Source organism: Streptomyces sp. YS-3 (assembly GCF_045257485.1).
Lineage (GTDB): Bacteria > Actinomycetota > Actinomycetes > Streptomycetales > Streptomycetaceae > Streptomyces.
In genome coordinates this window covers 1-3,603 of record NZ_JBJHPC010000675.1, presented here as the reverse complement: position 1 = coordinate 3,603, position 3,603 = coordinate 1, and the positions used below count along the sequence as shown (strand labels likewise).

Below are 3,603 nucleotides of genomic sequence, written 5' to 3'. Positions count from 1 at the left end.
CGTAGAAGACCCCGGCCTCGTCGGGGCCGGTGATGCGCACGGTCCGGTCGCGGACGGTCAGCGCGTACGACTCGGGGGTGGCCTTGGCCCTGGGGGCGAGCGCCAGCTCGATGTCCCCGGCCCGGGGCCCCGGCTTCCGGCCCGTCGCCGCCACCCGGGTCGTGGTGCCCACCGGCAGCGAGACGCTGGCGGACGAGGCGCAGCTGCTCGCGGAGGAGCTCGACAGGCCGTACGCGCAGGGGGCCGCGCCCCGGGCCGGGGACATCGAGCTGGCGCTCGCCCCCAGGGCCAAGGCCACCCCCGAGTCGTACGCGCTGACCGTCCGCGACCGGACCGTGCGCATCACCGGCCCCGACGAGGCCGGGGTCTTCTACGGCACCCGCACCCTCAAGCAGGCGCTGAGCGACGGCGGGGTGATGCCCGAGGGCGTCGTCGAGGACTGGCCCGACCGGCCGCAGCGCGGCCTCAACCTCGACATCGCCCGCAAGCCCTTCACGGCGGGCTGGATCGAGAGCCGGCTGCGGGAGATGGCCGACCTCAAGCTCAACCAGCTCGGTCTGCACTTCTCCGACGACCAGGGCTTCCGCATCGAGTCCTCCTCGCACCCCGAGGTCGTCTCGCGCGACCACCTCAGCAAGCGCGAGGTCGAGCGGATCGTCGCGCTCGCCCGGCGGCTGCACATCGAGGTGATCCCGGAGATCGACTCGCCCGGCCACCTGGGCGCGGTCATCAAGGCGCACCCGGCGCTCGCGCTGCGCGGCGCGAGCGGGCGCACGGTCCAGGGCGCGGTCGACATAGCCAACCCGGACGCGGCGCGGATCGTCGACGACCTGCTGCGCGAGTACGCCGACCTGTTCCCCGGCGCGTACTGGCACCTCGGCGGCGACGAGTACCTGGCGCTGACGGCCAAGGACCCGGCGGCCTCCTACCCGGCCCTCGCCGAGGCCGCCCGCGCCAAGTACGGCCCCGAGGCCGGCATAGCGGACCTGGCGACCGGGTGGCTCAACGACCGGGCGGCGGCGCTGCGCCCGTACGGCAAGAAGTTCAAGGCCTGGAACGACGGCTACTTCAAGGGCACGTCCGTCGCCCCCGACCCGGCCCGCGAGGTCGAGTACTGGACCGGCCGGGAGCTCGGCGCCCGCGCGCCCGAGGAGTACCTCGCCGAGGGCCGCAGGACGGTCAACCTCAACGACGAGTACCTGTACTACGTCCTGGGCGAGCCCAACGCCTTCAAGTACCCCACCGGCCGGCGCATCTACCAGGAGTGGACGCCGCTGGTGCTGCGCGGCACCAAGCCCGTCCCCGACCGTTACTCCGGCCAGGTGCTCGGCGCCCGGCTCGCCGTCTGGTGCGACTACGCGAACGCCCAGACCCAGGACCAGGTGGCCCGGGGCATCCGGATGCCGCTGCGCGCCCTCGCCCAGAAGCTGTGGGACCCGCGCACCCCGGGCCTGGAGTGGGAGGACTTCAAGGAGCTCGCCGACAAGCTGGGGTGAGCCCCGCGCGGGGCCGGCAGTGACACTTCCGGCCGCCCGCGCGCAGAACAGACCATGGGGGGCGGGGGCCGGCACCGTGGCCGGATACGGAGCGACGACGCGGAGCTCGGGGCGGCCGTCGCGGATGCCCAGGAGGGCGACGAGCGGGCCTTCGCCGTCGTCTACCGGCTGGTCCATCCCGGGCTGCTCGCCCAGACCCGGTCGCTGGTGGGCACCGAGGCCGAGGACGTGGCCTCCGAGGCCTGGCTGGAGATCGCCCGTGACCTCGGGCGGTTCCGGGGGGCTTCCGGGGCTGGGCCGCGACCATCGCGCGCCACCGCGCCCTGGACCATCTGCGCCGCCAGAAGCGCAGACCGAGGACGGTCGGGCTCGACCAGGAGGCGCTGGAACTGCCCGGCGGCCAGGACACCGCCGAAACCGCGCTGGAGTACCTCTCCACCCACCGGGCGCTCCAGCTGATCGCCACCCTGCCGCGCGAACAGGCGGAGGCGGTGCTGCTGCGGGTGGTGGCCGGCCTCGACGGGGTGGCGGCCGGCCGGATCCTGGGCAAGCGCCCCGGGTCCGTACGCACCTCGGCGCACCGGGGGCTGCGGCGTCTCGCCCAGGGGATGGAGCCGGGGGCGGACCGGTCGTGACGGGAACCGCACCCGCGCGGGCGGCCCCGCGCGGAAGGACGGCCGGGGCCGCCACCCCCCACAGGAGAGGCCCCGGCCGTCTTCCGTCGGGGCCGTGTGGCGACCCCGTACTCCTCTCAGCGCCGTGACTGCGTTTTCTGTCACACCGCGCTCTGTCAGTGAATTGTTGCGAGTTGTACAAGTAATGGACTTAACCGCCGCCGAGGCCGTAGCGTGCTCCTTCGCGCCGGTCGGCGCGGCAGCCAGACCAGCTGCGACATCAGGGCAAGGTGCGGGGAGTGCAGGGGGAAGACGCGGAGCTGACCGCCGCGATACTCGCGGCACAGGGCGGCGACGAGAGCGCGTTCCGTGCTGTGTACCGCGCGGTGCATCCACGGCTGCTCGGCTACACCCGCACGCTCGTCGGCGAGTTCGACGCGGAGGACGTGACGTCCGAGGCGTGGCTGCAGATAGCGCGGGACATCGAGCGCTTCAGCGGCGACGCGGACCGATTCCGCGGCTGGGCCGCCACCATCGCCCGCAACCGGGCCCTGGACCACATCCGGATGCGCGGCCGGCGCCCCGCCGTCGGCGGCGACGAGACCGAGCTGACCGGCCGCCCCGCCGACTCCGACACCGCGGGCGAGGCGATGGAAGCGCTCGCCACCGGACGTACGATGGCGCTCATCGCGCAGCTCCCGCAGGACCAGGCCGAGGCCGTGGTGCTGCGGGTGGTGGTCGGGCTCGACGCCAAGAGCGCGGCCGAGACCCTGGGCAAGCGGCCCGGCGCGGTCCGCACGGCCGCGCACCGCGGCCTCAAGCGGCTGGCCGAGCTGCTGGGCGGGGAGGGCGGCCCGGCGGATCTCGGCGGGGTGCCGCCGCAACGGAATCGGTCGTGCGGTGTGACGCAATCGGGCGCGCCGACGCAGAAGGACATGTGATGGCCGACGAGCGCCACGAATGGCTGGACGAGGACGCCGCGGAGCGGCTGCTGCGCGGCGAGAGCGTCGTTCCCGCCGACGACCGCGCCCGCGAGCAGGCCGAACGGCTCTCCGCGGTACTGCGCGCGCTGGCCGGCCCGGACGTACGCCAGGCCATGGACGCCCCGGCCGCCGCCCGGGAGCTGCCGGGCGAGGCCGCCGCGCTGGCCGCGTTCCGCCACGCCCGCGCCGAGGCGTACGCCCCCGTCGGCGCCCCGGCCGAAACCGTCGTCCAGGTCGCCCGCGAGCCGCGCGGCACCCGTGCGCCCCGGCGGCGGCTGCGTCCGGTCCGCTTCGGGCTGGCCGCGGCGATCGCCGGATGCGCCCTGGGCGGGGTGGCCATGGCCGCCGGGACCGGGGTGCTGCCGGGCCTCGGCACCGCACACCCCGAGCCGGTGTCGTCCGTGTCGGCCGCCGCGACCCCCTCGCCGATCGCCTCGGACTCCCCGTCCCGGCGCACCGGCGCCCCCGTCGTCCCGCAGTCGCCCACCCCCGGCCGTACGCCCGTACGCC

At 75.4% G+C, this 3,603-nt stretch carries 3 protein-coding genes and 2 pseudogenes; 4 read left to right on the top strand and 1 reads right to left on the bottom strand.

Annotated features, from left to right (window positions below):
* Positions 1-154 (bottom strand): glycoside hydrolase family 20 zincin-like fold domain-containing protein (locus tag ACJA3G_RS33055; protein WP_406556719.1); only part of this gene is annotated, 154 nt, incomplete at its 3' end.
* On the opposite strand from ACJA3G_RS33055, the gene ACJA3G_RS33050 reads away from it, so the two are divergent.
* The 4 genes and pseudogenes from ACJA3G_RS33050 to ACJA3G_RS33035 all read left to right on the top strand — a co-directional run.
* Positions 111-1,496 (top strand): beta-N-acetylhexosaminidase, encoded by a 1,386-nt coding sequence (locus tag ACJA3G_RS33050; protein WP_406556718.1) that lies wholly within the window; start codon positions 111-113, stop codon positions 1,494-1,496. The genes ACJA3G_RS33055 and ACJA3G_RS33050 overlap by 44 nt on opposite strands.
* A gap of 54 nt (positions 1,497-1,550) precedes the next feature.
* Positions 1,551-2,131: pseudogene (locus ACJA3G_RS33045) on the top strand (RNA polymerase sigma factor).
* Between the two features lie 278 nt (positions 2,132-2,409).
* Entirely contained in the window at positions 2,410-3,051 is a 642-nt protein-coding gene (locus ACJA3G_RS33040; protein ID WP_406556717.1) for an RNA polymerase sigma factor, read from the top strand.
* Positions 3,051-3,603, top strand: a pseudogene (locus ACJA3G_RS33035) (hypothetical protein); the annotation flags it as partial. The gene ACJA3G_RS33040 and the pseudogene ACJA3G_RS33035, both read left to right, overlap by 1 nt.